At 74.0% G+C, this 21172-nt stretch carries 20 protein-coding genes and 1 pseudogene; 8 read left to right on the forward strand and 13 right to left on the reverse strand.

Features of this window, described 5'->3' with window-relative positions; translation table 11 throughout:
• Positions 1-175 precede the first annotated feature (175 nt).
• Positions 176-775, reverse strand: a pseudogene (sigE, locus tag AB0C78_RS39650) (RNA polymerase sigma factor SigE); the annotation flags it as partial.
• Between the two features lie 253 nt (positions 776-1028).
• Here sigE and AB0C78_RS39655 point away from each other — a divergent pair.
• Both AB0C78_RS39655 and AB0C78_RS39660 read left to right on the forward strand, forming a co-directional pair.
• On the forward strand, positions 1029-1631 hold the full coding sequence (locus AB0C78_RS39655; protein ID WP_360758515.1) for an O-methyltransferase: 603 nt from the start codon (positions 1029-1031) through the stop codon (positions 1629-1631).
• Positions 1632-1861: 230 nt separating this feature from the next.
• Positions 1862-2443, forward strand: coding sequence for a hypothetical protein (locus AB0C78_RS39660; RefSeq protein WP_151545161.1), 582 nt, complete (start codon positions 1862-1864; stop codon positions 2441-2443).
• A 63-nt stretch (positions 2444-2506) separates the two neighbouring features.
• On the opposite strand, the gene AB0C78_RS39665 is transcribed toward AB0C78_RS39660, so the two are convergent.
• The gene (locus AB0C78_RS39665; protein WP_360758518.1) at positions 2507-4018 is read right to left on the reverse strand and encodes a leucyl aminopeptidase; all 1512 of its coding nucleotides are present in this window, start codon (positions 4016-4018) and stop codon (positions 2507-2509) included.
• 115 nt (positions 4019-4133) lie between these two features.
• Positions 4134-4301 (reverse strand): DUF3117 domain-containing protein, encoded by a 168-nt coding sequence (locus AB0C78_RS39670; RefSeq protein WP_083946426.1) that lies wholly within the window; start codon positions 4299-4301, stop codon positions 4134-4136.
• Positions 4302-4656: 355 nt separating this feature from the next.
• Here AB0C78_RS39670 and AB0C78_RS39675 point away from each other — a divergent pair, with 355 nt between their 5' ends.
• The 3 genes from AB0C78_RS39675 (at position 4657) to AB0C78_RS39685 (ending at position 8887) form a co-directional block, all read left to right on the forward strand.
• Positions 4657-5442: an enoyl-CoA hydratase-related protein gene (locus tag AB0C78_RS39675; protein WP_360758520.1), complete on the forward strand. Its 786-nt coding sequence runs from the start codon at positions 4657-4659 to the stop codon at positions 5440-5442.
• A gap of 95 nt (positions 5443-5537) precedes the next feature.
• Positions 5538-6302: an ABC transporter ATP-binding protein gene (locus AB0C78_RS39680; protein WP_360758522.1), complete on the forward strand. Its 765-nt coding sequence runs from the start codon at positions 5538-5540 to the stop codon at positions 6300-6302.
• A 5-nt stretch (positions 6303-6307) separates the two neighbouring features.
• Positions 6308-8887, forward strand: a complete 2580-nt coding sequence (locus tag AB0C78_RS39685; RefSeq protein WP_360758524.1) for an FtsX-like permease family protein — start codon at positions 6308-6310, stop codon at positions 8885-8887.
• 102 nt (positions 8888-8989) lie between these two features.
• Here the strand turns inward: AB0C78_RS39685 and AB0C78_RS39690 are convergent, their stop codons facing one another.
• The 3 genes from AB0C78_RS39690 to AB0C78_RS39700 are packed head-to-tail and all read right to left on the reverse strand — an operon-like array spanning position 8990 to position 10512.
• Positions 8990-9562, reverse strand: coding sequence for a DNA-3-methyladenine glycosylase I (locus tag AB0C78_RS39690; protein ID WP_360758525.1), 573 nt, complete (start codon positions 9560-9562; stop codon positions 8990-8992).
• A 54-nt stretch (positions 9563-9616) separates the two neighbouring features.
• On the reverse strand, positions 9617-10063 hold the full coding sequence (locus tag AB0C78_RS39695; protein ID WP_360758527.1) for an SRPBCC family protein: 447 nt from the start codon (positions 10061-10063) through the stop codon (positions 9617-9619).
• Positions 10048-10512 (reverse strand): hypothetical protein, encoded by a 465-nt coding sequence (locus AB0C78_RS39700; protein ID WP_360758529.1) that lies wholly within the window; start codon positions 10510-10512, stop codon positions 10048-10050. The genes AB0C78_RS39695 and AB0C78_RS39700 overlap by 16 nt, the downstream gene beginning before the upstream one ends.
• Before the next feature lie 54 nt (positions 10513-10566).
• On the opposite strand from AB0C78_RS39700, the gene AB0C78_RS39705 reads away from it, so the two are divergent.
• On the forward strand, positions 10567-10914 hold the full coding sequence (locus AB0C78_RS39705) for a hypothetical protein (RefSeq protein WP_225992319.1): 348 nt from the start codon (positions 10567-10569) through the stop codon (positions 10912-10914).
• Positions 10915-10966: 52 nt separating this feature from the next.
• On the opposite strand, the gene AB0C78_RS39710 is transcribed toward AB0C78_RS39705, so the two are convergent.
• From AB0C78_RS39710 to AB0C78_RS39730, 5 genes are all read right to left on the reverse strand, one after another.
• Entirely contained in the window at positions 10967-12283 is a 1317-nt protein-coding gene (locus AB0C78_RS39710; protein ID WP_360758531.1) for an alkaline phosphatase PhoX, read from the reverse strand.
• 184 nt (positions 12284-12467) lie between these two features.
• Entirely contained in the window at positions 12468-13058 is a 591-nt protein-coding gene (locus tag AB0C78_RS39715; protein ID WP_360758533.1) for a TIGR00730 family Rossman fold protein, read from the reverse strand.
• Positions 13059-13110: 52 nt separating this feature from the next.
• Complete coding sequence (locus tag AB0C78_RS39720; protein ID WP_360758535.1) at positions 13111-14328, reverse strand: MFS transporter; 1218 nt, start codon at positions 14326-14328, stop codon at positions 13111-13113.
• Between the two features lie 230 nt (positions 14329-14558).
• On the reverse strand, positions 14559-15563 hold the full coding sequence (locus tag AB0C78_RS39725; protein ID WP_360758537.1) for an NAD-dependent epimerase/dehydratase family protein: 1005 nt from the start codon (positions 15561-15563) through the stop codon (positions 14559-14561).
• 75 nt (positions 15564-15638) lie between these two features.
• Positions 15639-16871, reverse strand: coding sequence for a DegT/DnrJ/EryC1/StrS family aminotransferase (locus tag AB0C78_RS39730; protein WP_360758539.1), 1233 nt, complete (start codon positions 16869-16871; stop codon positions 15639-15641).
• Between the two features lie 592 nt (positions 16872-17463).
• Between AB0C78_RS39730 and AB0C78_RS39735 the strand changes: the two genes are divergently transcribed.
• Positions 17464-18219 (forward strand): SDR family oxidoreductase, encoded by a 756-nt coding sequence (locus AB0C78_RS39735; RefSeq protein WP_360758541.1) that lies wholly within the window; start codon positions 17464-17466, stop codon positions 18217-18219.
• On the opposite strand, the gene AB0C78_RS39740 is transcribed toward AB0C78_RS39735, so the two are convergent.
• Complete coding sequence (locus tag AB0C78_RS39740) at positions 18216-19181, reverse strand: LysR substrate-binding domain-containing protein (protein WP_360758543.1); 966 nt, start codon at positions 19179-19181, stop codon at positions 18216-18218. The genes AB0C78_RS39735 and AB0C78_RS39740 overlap by 4 nt on opposite strands.
• Before the next feature lie 200 nt (positions 19182-19381).
• Here AB0C78_RS39740 and AB0C78_RS39745 point away from each other — a divergent pair, with 200 nt between their 5' ends.
• Positions 19382-20278 (forward strand): SDR family oxidoreductase, encoded by an 897-nt coding sequence (locus AB0C78_RS39745; protein WP_360758545.1) that lies wholly within the window; start codon positions 19382-19384, stop codon positions 20276-20278.
• A gap of 61 nt (positions 20279-20339) precedes the next feature.
• Here the strand turns inward: AB0C78_RS39745 and AB0C78_RS39750 are convergent, their stop codons facing one another.
• A complete protein-coding gene (locus AB0C78_RS39750) occupies positions 20340-21149 on the reverse strand; it encodes a TIGR00730 family Rossman fold protein (protein ID WP_360758547.1) in 810 nt (269 codons plus the stop codon).
• Positions 21150-21172: the final 23 nt, after the last annotated feature.

The raw sequence follows: 21172 nt of genomic DNA on the forward strand, positions 1-21172 counted from the left end.
GCTACACGCCCTCCGGCTGCGGCCGGGCCCCGGCCGCCGCGTCCGCCGCGTCCGGCTCGGCGCCGCCGGCGGACCGCACGCTACCGGTGCCGGCGATCTCCGTTTCGGCCCGCTCCCCCGTGGCGGTGGCCTCGGCGGCCTGCCAGTCGTTGCGGGTCCCGGGCCGGCGCCGGGTCGGCGCGCGGTGCTCCAGCGCGGCCCGCAGCTGCGCGCGCCCCCGGTGGATGCGGCTGCGCACGGTGCCGAGCTTGACGCCCAGGGTGGCGGAGATCTCCTCGTAGGACAGGCCCTCGATGTCGCACAGCACGACGGCCGCGCGGTACTCGGGGGCCAGCGCGTCCAGTGCCGCCTGGACGTCGGCGTCGAAGTTGGTGTCGTCGAACGCCTGCGCGGGCGTGGGCTCGCGGCCCTGCAGCCGCTCGGCGGCGTCGTCGGCGAGTCCCTCGAAGCGGATGCGCTGGCGGCGCCGCGCCATGTCGAGGAACAGGTTCGTGGTGATCCGGTGCAGCCAGCCCTCGAACGTGCCGGGCGTGTAGTTCGACAACGAGCGGAACACGCGGACGAAGACCTCCTGCGTGAGGTCCTCCGCGTCGTGCTGGTTGCCGGTCAGCCGGTAGGCGAGCCGGTACACGCGCGCGGAGTGCTCGCGGACGACCTCGTCCCAGGACGGCGGCGCCCACTCGGCCTCGGGGGCGTTCTCACGCGCGGCGCTCCCCAGCCCCTGCCTGGGGCCGACCCCCACAGCGCCTCTAAAACTCAGTGCTGCGACTCCCATGGTGCCGGGCTGTTCCTCTCTGGTGAGCCAAGACTCTTCGCCTTGGAACGGCACGGTCTCGCCTGGGCTGGGGCGGTTCTGGACCGGTTCGGTGCTCGTCGTTCCACCCACCGGACGGCGGGTGCTTACGTTCTCTGCAACGCGCTGGAACTCCGGATGGTTCCCGGTCAGCGATATGGTCTTTCCAGCATGAGCCAGGCGGGGGTCCCGCGAGGAGGCAGCCATCGACGCCATTCAGGCCACCCGGGCCTACGTGGAGGATTTCCTCCCCGAAGACGAGCCGCTGCTGGAGGCCCGGCGGCGCGGCCACGAGATCGGCGCGACGCCGATCGGCCCGGCGGGCGGCGCCGCGCTGCGCTTCCTGGCGTCCCTGCTGGGCGCGCGGACGGTCGTGGAGGTCGGGTCGGGCTGCGGGGTGTCCGGCGTGTACCTGATGCGCGGGATGCCGAAGGACGCGGTGCTGACCAGCGTCGACATCGAGCCCGAGCACCAGCGGCTGGCGAAGCTCGCCTACCGCGAGGCGGGCCTGTCCGCGTTCCGCACCCGGATGATCATCGGCCCGGCGCTGGAGGTGCTGCCGCGGCTCACCGACGGCGCCTACGACATGGTGTTCTGCGACGCGGCGAAGCACGAGTACCCCGAGTACCTGGCGGCGGCGCTGCGGCTGCTGCGGCCGGGCGGCGTCGTCGCGTTCGACAACGCGCTGTGGCACGACCGCGTCGCCGACCCTGACGCCCGCGACCCCGAGACCGAGGCGATCCGCGAGGTGCACCGGGCGATCCGCGACGACGAGCGGCTCGTCCCGCTGCTGGTCCCGGTGGGCGACGGCCTGCTGTGCGCGGTGAAGCGCGACTGACGGTGGAGCGCCAGCGGAACGCAGGTCGCCGGTCGGGCGCCGCTGACACCCCGGAGGAGCCGGACGCGGAGCGCGCCCCGGCCGAGCCCGCCGCGAATGCGGGACCGGAGGCACCTGCGGAGGCCTCTACGGAAGCGCCCGCGGAAGGGCCCGCAGAGGCGTCTGCGGAAGCCTCCGCTCAGGCGCCCACGGAAGCGCCCGCTGAGGCGTCTGCGGAGGCGCCCGCTGAGGTGTTCGCGGTCCGGGACCGGGTGACGTGGCGGGCGATCTGGCGGCTCGCCGCCTTCGTGATCCTGTTCGTCGCGTCGATCGGGTTCGTCGCGGGCGGCGTCATCCGCGGCGCGGGCGTCGGCAGCGTCGCGTTCATGGTGCTCGGCATCGCCGGCTTCCTGCTGTTCGGCGCGGGCCTGGCGGTGTCGCTCGGCGGGCTGCTGGCGCGCCGTCCCGTGCTGGAGCTGAACGCCTCGGGCGTGCGGCGGCCGGCGCCCTGGCCGCTGCCGCGCCGGTCCGGCCGGCTCCTGCCCTGGGACGAGGTGGCGGCGATCACGGCGCTGCGCCGCGGCGTCCCCGGCACCCGCCGCGGCGAGCAGGACTACGTGGTGTTCCTGCCGACGGCGGAGCTGGCGGAGATGGCCCGCACGTCCGACCGGCCCGTGCTGGTGGCGCTGACGATGCGGGACGTCCCGGCGACGGCGGCCGCGGTGCCGTGGTGCTTCGCGGTCGGCCCCGGCTGGGACGCGAAGCTCCCCAAGATCGTCAAGGAGGCCCGGCGGCGCCGCCGCGTCCCCGTCATCGACCGCCGCACCCGCTGACGCGCGGCGCGTCGCCGTTCTGAGCGGCTCACGACGGCTGCACGCCGCGGGGTCAGCGGAGGGTCAGGCGGTGAGGTGGTCGAGGAGGAGGCGGGTGCCGTAGCCGGTGGCGCCGCGGGTGATCTCGGCGTCGTCGGCGGTGGCGCGGCCCGGGCCGGCGATGTCGAGGTGGGCCCAGGCGCGGTCGCCGACGAACTCGCGGAGGAACAGCGCCGCCGCGATCGCGCCGCCGTTGAATTCTCCGCGGCCCATGTTGGCGACGTCGGCGACGTCGGAGTCGATGCCCTTGCGGTAGTCCTCGACGAGCGGCAGCCGCCACAGCGGCTCGCCCGCCGCGGCCCCCGCCGCGGTGAGGGCCCCGGCGAGGGCGTCGTCGTTGCTGAACAGCGCGCCGTACCGCAGGCCCAGCGCGACCTTGGCGGCGCCGGTGAGGGTCGCGACGTCCACGACCGCGTCGGGGTCGAGCTCGGCGTCGGCGTAGGCGAGGGCGTCGGCGAGGACGAGCCGCCCCTCGGCGTCGGTGTTCAGCACCTCGGAGGTCTTGCCGCCGAAGTGGGTGATCACGTCGCCGGGCCGCATCGACGACCCGGACGGCATGTTCTCCGCCGCCGCGATCAGGCCGGTGACGCGGGCGCGGACGCCGAGGCCGCGCAGCGCGCTCATCACGGCGATGACCACGGCGCCGCCCGCCATGTCGGTCTTCATGGTCTTCATGCCGTCGTTCGGCTTGAGCGCCAGGCCGCCGCTGTCGAACGTGATCCCCTTGCCGACGAGCACGACGTGCCGGTCGGGCGCGCCCTCGGGGCCCTGCTCCTTCTGGGGGGACGACGCCCCAGACCCCCCGGCGCTTCGCGGATCGTAGGAGAGCTCGATCAGGCGGGGCGGGCGCACCGAGCCGGAGCCGACCGCCAGCAGGCCGCCGAACCCGCCCTCGACCAGCTCCTTCTCGTCCCGGACGCGGACGGCGAGGCCGGCGTCGCGGGCGACCTCCGCGGCGCGGGCGGCGAGCCACGACGGGTCCTTCTCGGAGGCCGGGGTGTTGGTGAGGTCGCGGGCGAGGGCGGTGGCGCGGGCCCGGGCGGTGCCGCGCTCGATCGCGGGCGCGTCGGCGTCGGGCCCGGCCTCGGTCAGCACGGCGAGGGTGCCGAGCGGGCGCTTGGGCGCGGCGGCGCCGATCCGGAACTCGTAGGAGGCGAGCAGGGCGCCCTCGACGAAGGCGGCGAGGTCGCCGGAGGGGACGCCCGCGACGAGGGCCGTGCGGCCGCGGCCGCGGCGGGCGAGGGCCGCGCCGGCCTTGCGCAGGTCGGCGGGCGCCGCCTCGCCGACACCGTACAGCAGCAGCTCGCGGACGTCGCCGCCGACCTGGACGGGCGCAGCGATGATCTCGCCCGCCTCGCCCTTGGCGCCGTGCAGCTCCAGCAGCTCGTCCAGGGTGAACGGCAGGGCCTTCGCGACCTCGGCGTCCGGCGCGACCGGGCCGGACCGCACGGGGACCGCCACCGCCTCCGCCCCGAGGTCGACCGCGGTGCCGGTCACGGTGCCGCCGGCGCCGTGGATGCGGGTCTCGATGGGCATGGCGACGGATCCCCCCTGAGCTGAGCTTCTACCGGATGTTTCGGTGATCGGGAACGGCGACGGTCCCGGCGAGCACGCCGGGACCTTCGCCGGAGAGCCGGGAGCGGCGGAGCCGTCAGCCCACGACGCCCTTGAGGGCCTCGCCGAGTTCCTTGGCCTCGTCGGCGGAGAGCTCGACCACAAGGCGGCCGCCGCCTTCGAGCGGGACCCGCATGACGATTCCGCGCCCCTCCTTGGTCACTTCGAGCGGACCGTCTCCCGTCCGCGGCTTCATCGCCGCCATGCGTGCATCCCCTTCCTGCCTAAAGGCCCCGCTTGGGGCCGTTTGGAGCCTCCGGGCACCGTTGGCCGCGTGGCCGCCTGTCGCATCCGCGTCATCAGTAGTGGTCCATTATCTCGTCTCCTGGGCGCGAAGTGGTAACGATCAGCCTCCAGATCGGAAGACTGCAGGCGTACGGGGCACTCCGGCGCTGTTCGATCGGCACCGGACGGGCCGCCGGGAGCGAGGCGGAAGCGCGGGCCGGAGGGGCACCGGACGGTCACGCCGGGTGCACGGGGGCGGGACGGCACTTGCCCGCCGCGCCCCGGTTCGTCGATGGTTGCCGGGGAAGATCTACCGAGGACCGGGAGGGTGCCGCATGTCCGAGACCGTGCTGTACGACGTGACCGACGGTGTGGGAACAATCACACTGAACCGTCCGGACGCGATGAACTCGCTGACGGCGGAGATGAAGGGCGCGCTGCTGGAGACGGTCCGGCGCGCGGCGGCGGACGCGTCGGCCCGCGCGGTGATCCTGACCGGTGCGGGGCGGGCCTTCTGCGCGGGCCAGGACCTGCGCGAGCACGCCGACAACCTGGCGGCCGGACGGGGGCTCGACGGCACCGTCACGAAGCACTACAACCCGATCGTGCTGGAGCTGGCCGGGATGGCGAAGCCGGTCGTCGCGGCGGTGAACGGGGTCGCGGCGGGCGCGGGCGCGGCGCTGGCGTTCGCCTGCGACCTGGCCGTCGCGTCGGACAAGTCCCGGTTCGCGACGGCGTTCACCGGCATCGGGCTGGCGCCCGACAGCGGCATGTCGTGGACGCTGCAGCGGCTGGTCGGCCGGGCGAAGGCGGCGGAGCTGCTGCTGCTCGGGGAGCCGCTGAAGGCGCCCGAGGCGCTGGAGCTCGGCCTGGTCAACCGGGTCGTCCCGGCGGACGAGCTGGCGCCGGCGGCGGTGGAGCTGGCGCGGCGCCTCGCGGCGGGCCCGACGGTGGCGTACGCGGCGGTGAAGCAGGCGCTCGACCACGCGGCGACGCACGACCTGGCGTCGGCGCTGGAGCGCGAGGCCGTGCTGCAGGACGAGTGCGCGGCGACCTCCGACCACCAGAACGCGACCGAGGCGTTCCTCAAGAAGCAGCAGCCCTCCTTCGAGGGGCGTTAGGGGCTCCACGCGCGCGCGGGGTGGGGGCAGCCCCACCCCCGTTTCTGGAGCGCGCGCCAATGTGCCGGAGGGCCCGCGGCGGTTGGCTTGAAGGCATGACACAAGCATCCGCCGCGCCGCCCGCCGGGCAGGTCCGCGAGCACGTCGCCGTCGCGTCCGGCCTCGTCAAGTCGTACGGGACGGGCGACGGCGCGGTGACCGCGCTGCGCGGCGTCTCGGCGGCCTTCCCGCGCGGCCAGTTCACCGCGATCATGGGGCCGTCCGGCTCGGGCAAGTCGACGTTCCTGCACTGCCTGGCCGGGCTGGACACGGTGACGTCCGGCTCGGTGCTGATCGGCGGCGTGGAGATCACCCGGCTGTCGCGGACGCGGCTGACCAGGCTGCGCCGCGACCGGCTCGGGTTCGTGTTCCAGTCGTTCAACCTGCTGCCGATGCTGACGGCGGAGGAGAACATCCGGCTGACCGGGCGGCTCGGGAACCGCCGCGCGGACCGGCGGTGGTTCGACACGATCGTCGACGCCCTCGGCCTGCGCGACCGCCTGGACCACCGGCCGAGCGAGCTGTCCGGCGGGCAGCAGCAGCGCGTCGCGGTCGCGCGGGCGCTGCTGACCCGGCCCGAGGTGCTGTTCGCCGACGAGCCGACCGGCAACCTCGACTCCCGCTCGGGCGCGGAGGTGCTGGGGTTCCTGCGCTCGGCGGTGGACTCCTACGGCCAGACCGTCGTCATGGTGACGCACGACCCGGCCGCCGCCGCGCACGCCGACCGGGTGCTGTTCCTCGCCGACGGCATGATCGTCCACGAGCTCGCCGGGCCGACCATCGACCAGGTGCACGCCGTGATGCGCCGGATGGAGGGCTGATCCCCATGTGGCTCATCGCGCGCCGCTCGTTCGCCGAGGGCTGGCTCCGGCTCGCCGCCACCATGCTCGCGGCGCTGTTCTCCATCGGCCTGATCGCCGGGTCCCTGCAGTTCACGCTCCGCGCGCAGGAGGCCGTCTCCGGCAGCGACGCGAGCGAGTACGCGCGCGCCGACGTGCTCGTCCAGGGCGGCTCGGTCGACCCCGACGACCCGTACGCGGCGCCGGACGGCCGGGTCGCCCTCGCGCAGGTCGCCGGGCGTCCCGGCGTCGCCGCCGTGGCCGGGGACGCGTCCGTCCCGGTGACCGCGAGCGGCGCCGCCCACAAGACGATCATGCCGCCGGCCGGGGCGCGGACCCTGCTGCGGCCCTGGCCGTCCACGGCCGCGCTCGACCCGTACCACCTGGAGTCCGGGCGGGCGCCCGCCGCCGACGGCGAGGTCGCCGTCACCCGGCACGGCGCCCGCGCCGGGAAGCTGCGCATCGGCGGCACGATGACCGTGCTGACGCCGAAGCAGGCCCGCACGATGAGGGTCGTCGGGATCGTCACCGTGCAGGGGCACAGCGCCGTCGCGAGCGGCGACCTGCTGCTCGCCCCGCCCGCGACCGTGCAGCAGGCCGCCGGGCTGCCCGCCGGGACCTGGCAGTCCGTGTGGGTGAAGGCCGCGCCCGGGGTGGCGCCGGCGAAGCTGCGCGGCGACCTGGCCCGCGCGTTCGGCTCCGCCGCGACCGTCCGCACGGCGAGCGGCGTCCGGCACGCGCAGTCCGCCGACCTGCAGGGCGCCGGCGCGTCCATCGGCGGCGCCATCGGGATGCTCTCGTCCATCGCGGTGTTCGTCGGCCTGTTCGTCGTGTCCAACACCTTCGGCACCCTCGTCCGGCAGCGGACCCGGCGGCTCGCGCTGCTCGGCGCGATCGGCGCCACCCCGCGGCAGATCAAGCGGCTGATCCGGCTGGAGGCGCTCGTCCTCGGCGTCGTCGCGTCGGCGGGCGGCGTGCTGCTCGGCTACGCCATCTCAGGCCTGCTGACCAGGCTGTTCGCGCAGGACGGCTTCGACATCACCGCCGCCGACGCGCAGTACGGGTGGATCGCGCTCGCCGTCCCCGCCGCCGTCGGGATCCTCGTCACCCAGCTCGCCGCCTGGCGGGCCGCGCGGAAGGCGGCGCGCATCTCCCCTATGCAGGCGCTCAGGGCGGCGAGCGCCGACGACACGACCGGCCGCCGCTGGCCCCGCCTCGCCGGCGCCTTCGCGGTCTTCGCCTGCGCGTGGATGTTCTTCGGCCCCGTCTGGGCGATCCGCGCCGAGGAGCCGCCCGGCCCCGACCGCACCGCCGGAACGGCCGTGCTGATCCTGATGGGCTGCATGACGACCGTCGCGGCCCTCGCCGTCCTCGCCCCGTTCTTCGTCGGCCCCCTCGGCGGGCTGGTCGGGCGGATCGGGATGGCCGTCAGCGGTGAGGCCGGGCGGCTCGCCCGCGCCACCATCACCCGCAGCCCGCGCCGCGTCTCGTCGGCCGCGTCGTCGCTGATGCTCGGCGTCGCGCTCGTCGGCGCGACCGCGATGGTCGTCATGTCGGCGAACGGCCGCTTCGACGAGGCCGGACGGCAGGTGATGCGGGCCGACCACGCCATCGCCGCGACCGGGACGACCTCCGACGGGCCCGCGCCGCTCCCCCGGGACCTCGCCGCGAAGGCCGCCGCCGTCCCGGGCGTCGCGCACGCCGCCGCCCTCACCGCGTCCGAGGTCAAGCTCGTCTCGCCGAAGCCGAAGCGCAGTGAGGACGACTCCTCCCCGTACGTCACCGTGGCCGGGGTAGACCAGGCCGCGCTGCCGTCGCTGCTCCGCCTCGGCGGGCACCTGCCGTCCCTGCCGGACGGGCGGATCGGCCTCACGTCGTCGATCATGAAGGCGAACGGCCTGCACAAGGGCCAGCGGATCGTGGTGCGGGGCGCGCGGGGCCGCGTCGCGCTCACCGTCGCGGGCGCCTACCACGACCCGTCCCACCTGTTCGCCGACGGCGCGCTCGTCGCCCCGTCCACCATGGACCGCCTCGACCCGGACGCCGCCGCCCAGGCGATCCTGGTCAGCGGCGGCTCCGCGGACGCGCTGTCCCGGACGCTCGGCGGCGTCCCCGGCGTCAAGGTCATGGACAGGGACGCCTACGTGAAGCGGGCGGCGGGCTCGATGACCAAGGGCATGCGCGTCATCTACGGGTTCATCGGGATGGCACTGCTGCTGTCGCTGTTCGGGATGGCCACCACCGTGTCGATGAGCGTCGCCGAACGGACCCGCGAGTTCGGCCTGCTCGGCGCCGTCGGCGCGACCGTGACGCAGATCCGGGCGATCGTCCGGTGGGAGGCCGCCACGGTCGTCCTGCTCGGCGGCCTCCTCGGCATCGGCACCGCGCTCGGCACCGTCGCGCTCCTGCACGTGGCGACCGGCAGCTCGTTCCTGACCGTGGACCCGCCGTGGTGGCTGTTCGTCCTCGTCGCCGCCGGCGCCGCCGCCGTCACCCTCGCGACCTCCGCCCTCCCCGCCCGAAGGGCCTCCACGATCCCCGTCCTGGAAGCCGCCAAGGCCGAGTGACCGGACGTTCCTCACGAGCCGGCAGCGGCCGCCCTGCTGCGATCGCGCGCAGGGCCCGCTGACGGAAGGCCGTCTGGCGGCCTGACGCCAAGGGCCCTGCGATCAGTACGCGCCTCGCCGGTGGCAGTCCTTGAGGTGGTCATCGACGAGGCCGCAGGCCTGCATGAGGGCGTAGGCGGTGGTGGGGCCGACGAAGCGGAAACCGTTCCGCTTCAGCTCCTTGGCGAGGGCCTTGGAGCCGTCGGTGTAGGCGGGGACGTCGGACGTGTCGGCATAGGCGGGGGCGTCGGGGTCGGCGTAGCGCCAGGCGGTCGCGGCGAGGCCGCCGGGCAGGTCGAGCGCGGCCCGCGCGTTCGCGATCGCCGCGTCGATCTTCGCGCGGTTGCGGACGATCGACGCGTCCGCCATCAGCCGCGCGACGTCGTCCGGCCCGAACGCGGCGACCTTCTCGGGGTCGAAGCCGCGGAACGCGGCGCGGAACCCCTCCCGCTTGCGCAGGATCGTCAGCCAGGACAGCCCCGACTGGAACGCCTCCAGGCACAGCCGCTCGTAAAGGCCCTGGTCGTCGCGGACGGGACGGCCCCATTCCTCGTCGTGGTAGGCGATGTACTCGGGTGCCGACAGCCCCCACGGGCAGCGGGCCAGCCCGTCCTCGCCTCGGATCGCGGTGCTCACCGGCCCGTTCTACCTCATGCCTCCGACAGAACGGGCCCGGTGACAACGGCGGCGTCAGGAGGGACCGGCCGCCAGCGCGGCCAGCCGCCGCAGCCCGAGGCCCAGGAACCCCTTCACGACGGGGCCGGCTACCAGCCATCCGGCGCGTCCGAGGACGCCGAGCGGCAGGTCGATGCGCTCCGCCCACACGACGCGGCTGCCCTTCCCGTACGGGAGGACCTCGAACCAGGCCTCCCCGCGCACGACCCGCCCCGTGTGCCGGACGGCGACGCGTCGGCCGTCGCGCCAGCCGGTGATGACCATGGTGTCGAGGAAGCCGACCGGGCCGACGCCCGTCCACGCCCGCAGCTCGGCGCCGACGTCGCGGCCGCCCTCGGCGCGGGTGAACGGCATCCATTCGGCGTGCCTCGGCCAGTCGGTGAGGACCTCGAAGAGCCGTTCCGGCGGTGCGTCGGAGTACGCCTCGGCGTGGACGGCGACCTCGCTCACGGAAGTTCCCATGGACCGTCCTTGCCCGGTTCCGGGTCGTCCTCCGCATCGTGCGGCTCGGAATCCTTCCGCAGCCGGATCTGCGGGGCGTCCTGCTCGGGGAAATGCGGGTCCTGCAGGCCGTGCAGCGCACCGATCCGCTCCGGCTCGGGCGCCACCGCGGCGCCGCGGCGCAGGTCGTCGAGCTGCCGTTCCAGGTCCGCCACGCGGGCGTCGCGCTCGGCGAGGGCACGGGCGAGGTCACGGAACGCCTGGTCCGCCACGGGCCCCTGGTAGCCCCAGAACGCGCGGGGCAGCCGCAGCGACAGGACGGTCCGGGGCGTGACGTACCGGCCGTCGCCGAGCGGCAGCGGCGGGTGGTCGGGATGGGTCTCGGTCAGCTCGCCGCCCCGGCCCATCGCCAGGACGACGACGGAGCCCAGCACGGCCAGGCCCGCCAGGACGAAGACCACGACCAACATCTCGCTCCGATCTCCACACGACTCCGCACCCCCGATCGTGCCACGCTTGGGCGCATGGGGTTGCACGAGGAGCGCGCCGGATCGCGCGAGGGCCTGATCCTGACCGGGCCGGAGCGGGCGCCGGAGGGGACCGTGGACGCGGGCACCGCGCCCCCGGCGGCCCGGGTGCGCGAGCTGGTGGAGCGGGCCGGGCCGTCCGGCGCGGTGCTGGTGGCGCTGGAGTCGGACGCGGCGGAGCCCGATCCCGGGCTGATGGCCGCCGCGTCCGTCTACGCGTGGCTGGGCGCGAGCGTGTTCCGGGTGCCGCCGTCGCAGGCGGACGGGGTGCGCCAGGTCCTCGACATGGTCGCCTCGATCCGTGGCACCCGTCCCCCCGCGGTCGCCCGCCGGGGGCTGGCCTAGCCCGCCGGGGGCCGGCCTAGCCCGGTGCCGGCCTGGCCCGCCGCCGTGCCGGTCAGGCGCGCAGCTTGTGCCAGGGGCCGGTGATCGCGAAGGTCACGCCGGGGCCCTCCTGCCGGTTGGCGAACAGGATCCTGCCGTCCGGGGAGAACGTGACACCGGTGAACTCGCTGCCGTTGAGGGCGTTGCGGGCCATCGCGAACGGCTTGCCGGCCTTGGTGGTGCCGACGAGGTGCTGGTCCCCGTCGCCGTCCTCGGCCAGCATCACACCGCCGCCGTACGGGGAGACGGTGATGTTGTCGGGGCCGTCGAACTTGCCGCCCGGCTTGAACACCAGCTGCAGCTCGATCTCGTTGGTGCGCGGGTCGTAGGTCCAGACCTGCCCGGCGTGGTCGGCCGCGCCGCCGTCGGCCTTGTGCGAGTAGGAGCAGACGAAGTACGCCTTGCCGTGGCCCCACCAGGCGCCTTCGAGCTTCTGGCTGCGGGTGATGGTGTCGAACTGCATGCGGGTCGACTCGGTCTTCGCGGACGGGTCCGGCACGGCCACCCAGCGGCAGTGCAGCTTGGTGCCGGGCTCCTGGACGACCGACAGGTCCGGGACGCCCCGGACGTTCATCGCCTCGAGCCGTCCGCCTTGCAGGTAGGCGTGGTAGTCGCCGCGGTGTGCGCGCGGGCGGAACCGGTAGAGCAGGCCGAACGGGCCGTGCGCGTCCTCGGTCAGGTAGGCGGTGAGGGTGTCGGGGTCGACGGCGACGGCCTCGTGGGCGAACCGGCCGAGCGCCGTCAGCGGGACCGGCTTGGTGCGCTGCCCGTGCGGGTCGACCTCGAAGACCCAGCCGTGGCTCTTGGTCTGCCCGGTGAAGCCCTCTGTCTCCTCGCAGGTCAGCCAGGTGCCCCACGGGGTGCGCCCGCCGGCGCAGTTGGTGGACGTGCCGGCGAGGCTGACGTACTGCGACAGCAGGTTGCCGTCCTTGTCGACCTCCAGCGTCGTGGTGCCGCCGTTGGCCGCCGGGTCGTAGGTCAGCGCGGCGGGCGCGACGGCGCGGGTGCCGTTGTTGCTCTGCTCGTGGTTGCGGACGAGCCGCGTCCGGCCGGGCTTGCTCCCCGGGAAGGTGGCGGTGCCGTCGTGGTGGCCGGGGACGACGACGCCGTCGGAGATCGGGTCGCCCTCCGTCGACAGGGTCTTGTAGGAGAAGCCCTCGGGCAGGTCGAGGACGCCCTTGGGGTCGGGGATCAGCGGGCCGTAGCCGTAGGCCTCGCCGGTATCGGCGCCCGCGGAGGTCTGGAAGACGGAGTCGAGGCTTCCGGCAAGGGCGATGGACAGCGCGCCGGCGGCGCCGCCCTTCATGACACCGCGACGGGTCACGGACATGGTGCGGTCTCCTTCAACGTGAGGGGATCACGCAGGAGCGTCGCGGCCGGTGCTGAACCGGGGGTGAACGATCACATGCCGGGCGGCAAACCCCCAGGACAATCTTGGTCTTTTCCGGCACCTCCGGCGCCGGCCGGGCCGGGAAGCGTCCCCCACAGGGCCGTGGGGGACGCGCATCGGACGGTCAGAGCTCGGCCTCGGCGTAGTCCTCGAAGCTCATCCCGATCTTCGGCTGGGAGCGTTCCAGCAGGTCGAACGCCTCGGACACGGACGCCGTCCAGCCGATCGCGTCCCAGATCCTCGGGCGGGCGAACCCCTGCTCGGTGAGGCCCTTCATCAGCTCGCGGAGCGGCTCGTACACGCCGGTCGGGTCGAGGATCACCACGGCCTTGTCGTGCATGCCGAGCGTCCGGGCGGTCCAGATCTCGAACAGCTCCTCCAGGGTGCCGATGCCGCCGGGCAGCACGAGGAAGGCGTCGCTGCGCCTGTCCATCTCGCCCTTGCGGGTGCGCATGTCGGGCGTGACGACCAGCTCGTCGCTGTCCTCGTCGGACAGCTCGACGTCCGCCAGCCCCTCCGGGATCACCCCGACGGTGCGGGCGCCGCCGGCCCGGGCGGCGCGGGCGACGGCGCCCATGCAGGACACCCGGCCGCCGCCGCTGACCAGGCTGTGCCCGCGCCTGGCCAGCTCGTCCCCGACCTCGGCGGCGAGGTCGACGTACCGTCGGTCGATCTTGGCGCTGGAGGAGCAGAACACGCAGACGGCCAGGGGCATGGCGCACGCCTTTCGGTCGGGGACGGGGCGCTGCCCACTCTACGGAGGCGGGCTACTCGGCGAGGTCGTCGCGCAGGCGCGGCGCGAGGGCGACCACGATGATCATCAGGACGAGGAAGACCACCATCACCGCGTGCAGCCCGGCGGCGTGGTTGAGCGCCCCGATGATCGGCGGCCCGGCCAGGAACCCGACGTAGCCGATGGTGGACGCGGCGGCGATCGCGGGCCCGGGCGATCCGGGCGTCCGGCGCGCCAGGTGGCTGTAGGTGACCGGGACGACGGCGGCGAGGCCGAGCCCGATCAGCGCGTACCCGGCGAGGCTCGTCCAGGTGAACGGGAGGGCGAGCGCGAGGACGGCGCCGGACGCGGCGAGCGCCGCGCAGCCGAACAGGTACCGGTGCGAGCCGGTGCCGGCGCGGATCCGGTCGGCGACGAGCCGCCCGGTCACCATCCCGGCGGAGAACACCGCGAACCCGGCGGCGGCGAGCCAGGTCGGCGCGCCGGCGACGTCCCGCAGGTAGATCGACCCCCAGTCGTTCACGGTGCCCTCCCCCATCAGGGCGCAGAAGGCGACGAGGCCGGGCGTCCACACGCCGCGGCCGGGGCGGACGAGCCCGAGCCCGGGTCTGCCCGCGCCGGGCGGGTCGGGCGGCAGGAACGCGGTCGCGGTGGTGCACAGGGCGGTCAGCAGCACGGCGATCAGCAGGAAGTGCGTCTCCGGGCTCATCCCGGCGTGCACGGCCGCCCCGCCGGCCGCCGCGCCGGTGACGCCGCCGAGGCTGAACCTGGCGTGGAAGCCGCCCATGAGCGGGCGGGCGCTGAGCCGCTCGGCCAGCGCGCCCTGGGTGTTCATGGCGACGTCCACGCAGCTGTTGGTGATGGCGAAGAAGGTGAGCGCGCCGGTGAGGCACAGCAGCTGCGGCGCGAGCCCGACGAGCGGCAGGGCGCCGAGGTAGATGCCGGCCCCGGCGAGGATCCGCCGGCTGCCGATCCGGGCGACGAGCAGCCCGGCCAGCGGCAGCCCGGCTAAGGCCCCGGCGGCCAGCCCGGTGAGCGCCACGGACAGCCCGCCCGGGGTGAGGTCCAGCGAATCCCGGACGTCGGGCACCCGCGAGGCCCAGGAGGCGAAGGCGGCTCCGTTGGCGAAGAAGATCGCGCCGACGCCGGCGCGGGCGGCGCGGTCGCGCGCGACGGGCGGCGGGACCGGGGGGCCGGCTCCGGCGTCGTCGGTGCCCGCGCGGGGCCCGCCTCGTGTCCTGCTTCTGGGCATGCTCGACTCCCCTGGGGTGTGGATGCGGTGCTCCGCCCGTGGGGCCGCCGGGCGCGGCGGCGCGCGGGCTCGAACCGAGGGCCCGCGCGATCGGCGTTCCGGCTGGGGCCGGGCACGCTCGCGCGGGCCATCGGGAGCGACTGTCTTGGAACGTTCCTACGCCGGTCGGGCGCATGCCGGGCGGGCCGGCTCCGGCGCAGGCGCCGGCGGCTACGCCGGCGGGGCGGCGCTCACGCCCGGACGGCCGGCTCGCGGCTGAACGCGACCGTCACGCTGGGCAGCTCCGGGAACGGGCCGAGGTGCTCGGCGAGCGACTTCAGCCCCGCCGCGAGCGTGATCTTCGGCTCGTACCCGATGCCGCGCAGCTTGGAGATGTCGGCCACCAGCCGGAAGCTGTCGGCCAGCTCCGACTCGTCCGGCTTCAGCCGGGACGGCTTGCCGGTGGCGACCGCGACGGCGTCGGCGAGGCCCCGCATGGAGACCTCGCGCCCGCTGCCCATGTTGTAGATCTCCCCCGGCACCCCGTTCTCGGCCATCGTGATCAGGGCCGAGCACACGTCCGAGACGTGCACGAAGTCGCGGGTCTTGCGGTCGATGTCGCCGACGACGGGGATCGGCAGCTCGTTCAGCTGCCAGCGCAGGAACTGCGACACCTCCCCGCCGGCGGTGCGCGGGTCCTCGCCGGGCCCGTACACGACGAACGACCGGGCGATCATCACCTGCAGCCCGAGGGCGTCGTGCAGGCTGCGCAGCGTCAGCTCGCCGGACAGCTTGGACGCCCCGTACGGCAGGAACGGCGCGATCGGGTGCTCCTCGGTCATCGGGAACGTCTGCGGGGTGCCGTAGACGATCGCCGACGACATGTAGACCAGCCGCCGGACGCCCTGCTCGACGCAGGCGTTGCCGACGTTGCAGGTGCCGAGGCCGTTGATCTGGAAGTCGAACCTCGGCCGCTCGACCGACAGCGTGCCGCTGGCGTTGCCGGCCAGGTGGTAGACGGTGTCGACGCCGCGCAGCGCGAGCAGCGTCTCGCCGTAGTCGCGCAGGTCCGCGCGCCGGTGCTGGACGCCCGGGAGGGCGGCCAGCTCCGGCGCGGGCGTGGCCAGGTCGACGATGGCGACCTGGTGGCCGTCGTCGACGAGCCGGGCCACGAGGTTGCTCCCGACGAAGCCGGAACCGCCGGTGACGGCGACGACCTTGTTCTGGGGGCGGGAACCGTTCGGTGTCTTGCCCATGGTGAGGCTCCAGACGTCATGTGCACCCTGCCGGGCGCACGAGGGGGTTCGGGGTTGCGGACGCGCGGGGCCGGGTCAGCGGCCCCCGCCGAGTTCGGCGACGCCGCGGCGCACCGCGGCGATCATGTGCTCCACCTGCGCGTCGGTGAGGTGGTCGTAGATGGGCAGCTGGATCTGGTGCTCGAAGTAGGTCTTCTCGGCGACCGGGCACTCCCCGTAGCGGTGTCCGAGCGCCCGGAACTCCGGGAGCAGGTGGATCGGGAAGTACCGGATGACGATCTCGATCCCCTCCTTTTCCTGCAGATGGCGGATGAAGTCGTCCTTCGGGGCGCCGACGACCTCGGGGTCGTAGAAGCACGTGTAGAGGTGGTAGACGTGGTGGGCGTAGGGCTTCTCGGACTGGACGCCGATGCCGCGGATCCCGTTGAGCCCGTCGTCGAGCCGGTGCGCGATCTCCCGCCGGCGCCCGTTGAGCCGGTCGATCTTGCCGAGCTGGACGATGCCGAGCGCGGCGGACAGCTCGCTCATCCGGAAGTTGTTGCCGACGAGGTAGCGCCCGCCGGCGTAGTCGTGGGTGTACGACCTGAGCACGTGCGCGTCCTTGTAGTACGCGGGCTGCGCGTGCGGGCCGATGCGCTGGTCGTCGCGCTCGACCATCTCGCCGTAGTTGTGGATGGTGCCGAGCGCGCGCGCCATCTCGGCGTAGCGGTCGTGGCGGGTGACGAACGCGCCGCCCTCGCCGGTGGTCATGTTCTTCAGCGAGTGGAAGCTGAAGCAGCCGATGTCGCCGATGGTGCCGAGGGCGCGGCCCTTGTAGGTGGCGCCGGCGGCGTGCGCGCAGTCCTCGACGACGGTGAGGCCGTGCCGCTGCGCGATCTCCATGACCGGGTCCATGTCGACGGCCTGGCCGCCGAAGTGCACGACCCAGATGGATCTGGTCTTCTCGGTGACGAGCGGCTCGATCGTCGTCGGGTCGATGTTGAGCGTGTCGGGGTCGATGTCGGCGAACTTGACGACGACGCCGCGCGCCTGCAGCGGCCAGGTCGTCACCCAGAACGTCTGCGGGGTGGTGATCACCTCGTCGCCCGGCTGGAGCTCGAGCACCTGTGCCGCGAGGAACAGCGCGGTCGTGCACGAGCTGGTGGCCTGGGCGTGCGGCGAGCCGAGCCGCTCGGCGAGGAGCCGCTCGAACTCCTTGCCGCGCGGGCCCATCGCCAGCGTGTCCTGCCGGAGCGCCTCGCCGACGGCCTTGATCTCCTCGTCGCCCAGCCGGTTCGAGATGCCGCTGTAAGGCACCACGTACGTCATGGCACTTCTCCCTTGGTCCGTGATCGACATTGCTCTGTGCTCGTCATTGGTCTGACCGGCGCGCGGCCTCCCATGCGGGACCGCGGACGGTCCGCGCCAATGCGTCGCCGGAGCCCGGCGACCCGCGGAACACGGCGGCATCGACCGGCGAAGGTAAATCTCGTTTGAAGGTATGACGGGGCGCGGCCTACCGAGAAAGCTCATCGGTGCGGCCCGTGCTCCGATGTTAATTGAGCTCAGATCCCGAGCGGTATCGACGTCAGGGAAGAAGATGGTAACCCACCGACGGCGGTCGCCGCCAAAACAGTGCGTTAGGTAAAGCCTTGATATTGCATTCGACGGTCCAAGGGAAATATCACCCGATGTCGCGCGGGATCGGAGCAAGAGGGAAAAGGCCGGGCGAGCGGCGCACGGCATGGCCGCACCGCGCGCGGGTACGGTGACGGCGACGGCGGTGCGCACCGGCGCCCGCCGCGGCGCGCACCGGGACTCTCGCGCGGCCGCCCGGGCCGCGTCAGTGCCGGTGAGAGCCATGATCACGACAACATGTGGATGGTGGCGAGGTGGCGGGACGGATGCGGAAGGCACCCCGGTGACCGGCGCATCCGGCCGGCGGACGGCCCTGGTGACCGGCGCGTCACGCGGACTGGGCGGCGCGATCTCGGCCGCGCTGGCCCGCGACGGCGCCCGCGTCGCGATCAATTACCGGCGCGACGAAGCCGCCGCCGAGGCGCTGCGCACGCGAATAACCGAGGCCGGCGGACGCGCCGAACTGTTCCGCGCCGACATCACCGACGAGGCCGCGGTGGACGAATTGTACGACCGCATCACGGCCGAGTTCGGAAGTCTCGACATTCTGGTGCTGAACGCCACCGGACCGCAGCCGGACCTGCCCGTCGAGGAACTGCGCTGGCGCGATGTCCTCGATCAACTCGAATTCTTCGTCAAGAGCCCGCTGCTGCTCGTCCGCAAGGCCGTGCCGGGCATGCGCGAGCGCGGGTTCGGCCGCATCGTGCAGATCGGGTCGGACGTCGTCGCGCTCGGCCCGGCGCGCTCCAGCGCCTACGTCGCCGCCAAGTCCGCCCAGCTCGGCCTCACCCGCAGCTGGGCGCGCGAGCTCGGCCCGCACGGCATCACCGTCAACACCGTCGCGCCGGGCTGGATCCCGACCGACCGGCACGACTCCATCGGCCCCGACGCCCGCGACGCGTACACCGCGAGCGTCCCGCTCGGCCACTTCGGCGCGCCCGCCGACATCGGCGAGGCCGTCGCGTTCCTCGCCTCCGACCGCGCCGCGTTCATCACCGGCCAGAACCTCACCGTCAACGGCGGGATGGTGTTCGTCTAGCGGTCCGCGGCGGGAGGGCCGGTCAGGCGGTCACCGGCGGGAGGGCCGGTCAGGCGGTCACCGGCGGGAGGGCCGGTCAGGCGGGCCTCGGCGCACTTGCGGAAGGCGGCGACCAGGCCCGAGCGGTCGCCGGCGCGGGTCGCCAGCACGACATGGCTCGGATCGACGCCCTCCAGCGGGATCATGACGAGGTCGGGGCGCAGCCGGTGCCCGCCCGTGCCCGCGGCGATCGCGACGGCCTGCCCGGCGGCGACGAACTCGAACTTGTCCTCGAGGTCGTCCATGACGGGGCCGTCCGGCGCCCGGCGTCCGCCGGGCCGAGGTTCGAGCCGCCAGAACGCGCTCCAGGCCGGGTCGGCGCCGGGGACCCGCGGCAGCGGCTCGTCGGCGATGTCGTCGACGGTCACCGACTCCCGGCCCGCCAGGCGGTGGTCGGCGGACACGACGAGGGAGCGGGGCTCGTCGTACAGGATCGTCACGTGCAGCCGGCCGGTCGGGAACGGCAGCCGGGTCACGACGGCGTCCACGCGGTGGTCGAGCAGGGCCCGCCGCGGTTCCTTCCAGTCGAGGTGCACGACCCGCACGTCCGCGTCCGGGTGCAGGCGCCGCAGCTCCTGCACCGCCGGGGTGACGATGAGGCCGCTGGTGTACCCGATCGTGACGCGGCCGGGCCGCGCGGCGGCGCGGGTGCGCGCGACCGCCTTGGCGGACGAGCGCAGCAGGGCCTTGGCCAGCGGCAGGAACACCTCCCCGGCCTCGGTGAGGCGGGTGCCCTGCGGCGTGCGGTCGAACAGCCGGGCGCCCATCTGCCGTTCGAGCTGCCGGATCTGCCGGCTGAGGGACGGCTGGGTGATGTGCAGGGCCTCGGCGGCGCGGCCGAAGTGCCGGTGGTCGGCGACGGCGGTGAAGTACCGCACCGGCCGCAAGTCGAGGTCCACCGGAGGCTGCGGCGAATCGGACATACGGTCAGCGTATCCATCCAGATTCAAGGCAGCTCGACTGATTAGGCTTCTGACGTGCGATGATGCCTGATCCGTATCGCGCTGTACGGAACAGGCTTTGGACGTGGAGCGACTGCGGCGCGCAGGGTGGGGATACCGGCCTTGCACCGTCCCGGTGCCTCTGTCGGGCCGGTCCCATCGTTGCGTTCAAGGAGCAGACCATGCGCGTTTTCGTCACGGGCGCGACCGGATTCATCGGGAGCGCCGTCGTCCGCGAGCTGATGGACGCGGGTCACGAGGTGACCGGGCTCGCCCGCTCGGACGCGTCCGCGGCGGCGCTGGAGGCCGCCGGCGCCGGCGTGCACCGCGGCGACCTCGACGATCCCGACGGCCTGGCCCGCGCGGCCGCCGCGGCCGACGGGGTCGTCCACACCGCGTTCCACCACGACTTCTCCGACTTCGCGTCCGCCGTCGCGATCGAGCGGCGCGTGATCGCGGCGATCGGCGACGCCCTCGCCGGATCCGGCAAGCCGTTCATCATGACGTCCGGGACCGGCGGGCTGACGCCGGGCCGCGTCGCGACCGAGGAGAGCACGCCCGATCCCGACTCGTTCGCTGCCGTCCGGCACGCGGCGGAGCGGGACGCGCTGGCGCTCGCCGCGCGCGACGTGCGGGTCTCGGCGCTGCGGCTGCCGTCGTCGGTGCACGGCAAGGGCGACCGCGGGTTCGTCTCGTGGCTGATCGCGGCCGCCCGGGACAAGGGCGTCTCCGCCTACCCGGGCGACGGCTCGAACCGGTGGGCCGCGGTGCACCGCCTCGACGCCGCCCGCCTGTACCGGCTGGCCCTGGAGTCCGCGCAGGCCGGAACGGTCCTGCACGGCGTCGGCGAGGAGGGCGTCCCGGTCCGGGACATCGCCGGGGCCATCGGCCGCGGGCTGGGGCTGCCCGTCACGTCGCTGCCGCCGGAGGACGCCGTCGGGCACTTCGGCTTCGTCGGCGGCGTCTTCTCGCTGGACATCCCGGCCTCCAGCGACCTCACCCGCAAGCGGCTGGACTGGCATCCCGTCGAGCAGGGCCTCATCGCGGACCTCGAAGAGGGCCACTACTTCGGCGCGTAGCACCGGCTCCCGGCCGGGTCCCGCGGCGCCGGGGGGCGGGAACCGGCCGGAGGACGCGGCGTCAGGTGCCGTCGATGCCCTGCTCGGCGGCGGCCTCGACGGCGGCCTGCTCCTCCTGGAGGCGCCGCTCGGCCTCGATGTGCGCGTCCACGATGACCTTGACGACCTCGTCCGGGTCGTCGGTGAGGTGGATCAGGTCCAGGTCCTCGGGGGAGATCTTCCCGGACGGCAGCATCGTCTTGCGGACCCACTCGATCAGCCCGCCCCAGAACTCGGTGCCGACCAGCACGATCGGGAACCGGGTGATCTTCTTGGTCTGGACGAGGGTGATCGCCTCGAACAGCTCGTCCAGCGTGCCGAACCCGCCCGGCAGCACCACGAACGCCTGCGAGTACTTCACGAACATCGTCTTACGGACGAAGAAGTAGCGGAACTCCAGCCCGATGTCGAGGTGGTCGTTCAGCTTCTGCTCGAACGGCAGCTCGATGCCGAGGCCGACCGACAGGCCGCCGTTCTCGTCGCAGCCCTTGTTGGCCGCCTCCATGATCCCCGGGCCGCCGCCGGTGATCACCGCGTAGCCGGCGTCGTGCAGCCGGGCGCCGATGTCCACGGCCATCTCGTACTCCTCCGACCCCGGCTTGGTGCGGGCGCTGCCGAAGACGCTGACCGCCTTCGGCAGCTCCGCCAGCAGCCCGAAGCCCTCGACGAACTCCGCCTGGATCCGCAGCACCCGCCACGGGTCGGCGTGCACCCAGTCGACCGGGCCGCGGGTGTCCAGCAGCCGCTGGTCGGTGGTGGTCTGCGGGACGGCGCGCCCGCGCAGCATGGCCGGCCCCTGCCGGCGCGTCCGGGGATTCACTTCGCGTGTCATGGGGCCAAGGTAGTGCGGCGCGC

The organism is Actinomadura sp. NPDC048394 (assembly GCF_040651755.1).
Taxonomy (GTDB): Bacteria; Actinomycetota; Actinomycetes; order Streptosporangiales; family Streptosporangiaceae; genus Spirillospora; species Spirillospora montaniterrae.

Excerpts from the sequence above, each read along its gene's own strand:
- AB0C78_RS39720 (WP_360758535.1), bottom strand. The coding sequence starts at position 14,328 with ATGCCCAGAAGCAGGACACGAGGCGGGCCCCGCGCGGGCACCGACGAC.
- AB0C78_RS39700 (WP_360758529.1), bottom strand. The coding sequence starts at position 10,512 with ATGTTGGTCGTGGTCTTCGTCCTGGCGGGCCTGGCCGTGCTGGGCTCC.
- AB0C78_RS39730 (WP_360758539.1), bottom strand. The coding sequence starts at position 16,871 with ATGACGTACGTGGTGCCTTACAGCGGCATCTCGAACCGGCTGGGCGAC.
- AB0C78_RS39710 (WP_360758531.1), bottom strand. The coding sequence starts at position 12,283 with ATGTCCGTGACCCGTCGCGGTGTCATGAAGGGCGGCGCCGCCGGCGCG.
- AB0C78_RS39750 (WP_360758547.1), bottom strand. The coding sequence starts at position 21,149 with ATGACACGCGAAGTGAATCCCCGGACGCGCCGGCAGGGGCCGGCCATG.
- AB0C78_RS39675 (WP_360758520.1), top strand. The coding sequence starts at position 4,657 with ATGTCCGAGACCGTGCTGTACGACGTGACCGACGGTGTGGGAACAATC.
- AB0C78_RS39740 (WP_360758543.1), bottom strand. The coding sequence starts at position 19,181 with ATGTCCGATTCGCCGCAGCCTCCGGTGGACCTCGACTTGCGGCCGGTG.
- AB0C78_RS39715 (WP_360758533.1), bottom strand. The coding sequence starts at position 13,058 with ATGCCCCTGGCCGTCTGCGTGTTCTGCTCCTCCAGCGCCAAGATCGAC.
- AB0C78_RS39685 (WP_360758524.1), top strand. The coding sequence starts at position 6,308 with ATGTGGCTCATCGCGCGCCGCTCGTTCGCCGAGGGCTGGCTCCGGCTC.
- AB0C78_RS39725 (WP_360758537.1), bottom strand. The coding sequence starts at position 15,563 with ATGGGCAAGACACCGAACGGTTCCCGCCCCCAGAACAAGGTCGTCGCC.
- AB0C78_RS39695 (WP_360758527.1), bottom strand. The coding sequence starts at position 10,063 with ATGGGAACTTCCGTGAGCGAGGTCGCCGTCCACGCCGAGGCGTACTCC.
- AB0C78_RS39705 (WP_225992319.1), top strand. The coding sequence starts at position 10,567 with ATGGGGTTGCACGAGGAGCGCGCCGGATCGCGCGAGGGCCTGATCCTG.
- AB0C78_RS39665 (WP_360758518.1), bottom strand. The coding sequence starts at position 4,018 with ATGCCCATCGAGACCCGCATCCACGGCGCCGGCGGCACCGTGACCGGC.
- AB0C78_RS39670 (WP_083946426.1), bottom strand. The coding sequence starts at position 4,301 with ATGGCGGCGATGAAGCCGCGGACGGGAGACGGTCCGCTCGAAGTGACC.
- AB0C78_RS39680 (WP_360758522.1), top strand. The coding sequence starts at position 5,538 with ATGACACAAGCATCCGCCGCGCCGCCCGCCGGGCAGGTCCGCGAGCAC.
- AB0C78_RS39745 (WP_360758545.1), top strand. The coding sequence starts at position 19,382 with ATGCGCGTTTTCGTCACGGGCGCGACCGGATTCATCGGGAGCGCCGTC.